The sequence below is a fragment of the Streptomyces sp. NPDC127084 genome (genome assembly GCF_042724175.1).
In the GTDB taxonomy this organism is placed as follows: domain Bacteria; phylum Actinomycetota; class Actinomycetes; order Streptomycetales; family Streptomycetaceae; genus Streptomyces.
Window position 1 is genome coordinate 1 of the sequence record NZ_JBHXFA010000407.1, and the last position, 1,163, is coordinate 1,163.

Here is a 1,163-nt window from a genome sequence, read left to right on the forward strand (position 1 = left end):
CTCCGCCGACTCTCAACCACACACCTCCCGCCGCGCGGCCCCCCCCCCCCCCCGCCGCTGCCCCCCCCCCGCGCTGCGCCCCCGCCGCCCGCGCCCCCGTCACTCTGTTCTTGTCTGAGGGTCACACACCCGAACCTGCGGGCACGGAGTCGGTCGCCTCCGTCCACAGGTCCTGCTCGGCGCGATCCGCCTGGATCTGGCGGTACACGAGGAGCCCGCCGATGGCGGCCAGTGCGACCAGGAGAAGCTTCTTCACCGCGCGACCTCGTCTTTCCTTGACGTATGAGGACCTCTGGCGCCCGACTATACACACCGATCGATATCGTTCGGTGACCTGAGCCCGCCTCGGTATCCGCCCACCGAGCGGCCAACTCCCGCTGCTCCGGCGGGCACCCGCCCCGCCCTGGATTCGAACGTCTGGCCTCATCCTTAGCAGGGCCTGAGTCACGACCGGCGTCGCCGCTGGTCAGGGAAACGTCTGGCCTGAAGGCATCTGCAGTCAGCAGCAAAGCTGACATACCGGCACGGCAGGGGGACTCGTTCACGCCCCGGCAGGTGGCCGGGGCGTTCGTCGCGCGGCTTGCGTTCTACTGCTGGCGGGGGCCAGGGCGTTGGCCGTGGTCGGGACGGTCGCGGCCATGGTCCGGGCGGCCGTGGTCCGGGCGGCCGTGGTCGTAGTCCGGGCGATCGTGGCCGGGGCGACCATGCGGAGGCTTGGGGGTCGGCTTGGGAGTCGGCTTGGGCTCGGCCTGCCTGACCGCGGTGGTCGCCGTGGCGAAGCTCGTATCCGTGGTACCGCCTCCGGAGACTGTGGCGGTGTTCGTGACCTGGGCCGGCGCGGTGGGGGCGACGTTGACCGTGAGGGTGATCGGCGGGTAGCTCTCACCGGGGTCGAGGGCGTCGGTCCGGGTGCAGGTGAGGGTGGCCAGGACGCAGGTCCAGCCGGTACCCGACAGACTCACCGCGGTAAGGCCGGCGGGGAGGGTGTCGGTGAGGCTGACCGTGGTGCCGTCGGTAGCCCCGTCACCGCTGTTGGTCACGGTCAGCGTGTACGTGCCCTGGCCGCCAGGGGTGAACGTCCCGCCGACGGTCTTCAGCAGCGTGAACGCCGGCGCTGTCGGAACCGGCACCACCGCGATCGCCACCCCGACGGGGCCGTTGCC

General features: G+C 71.5%; 2 protein-coding genes. Both read right to left on the reverse strand.

The window, feature by feature from the left end:
• Positions 1-121: 121 nt before the first annotated feature.
• The gene (locus ACFWI9_RS34590) at positions 122-256 is read right to left on the reverse strand and encodes a DLW-39 family protein (protein WP_003958712.1); all 135 of its coding nucleotides are present in this window, start codon (positions 254-256) and stop codon (positions 122-124) included.
• 331 nt (positions 257-587) lie between these two features.
• The coding region (locus ACFWI9_RS34595) for a DUF11 domain-containing protein (protein ID WP_387169339.1) at positions 588-1,163 on the reverse strand (576 nt) is incomplete at its 5' end.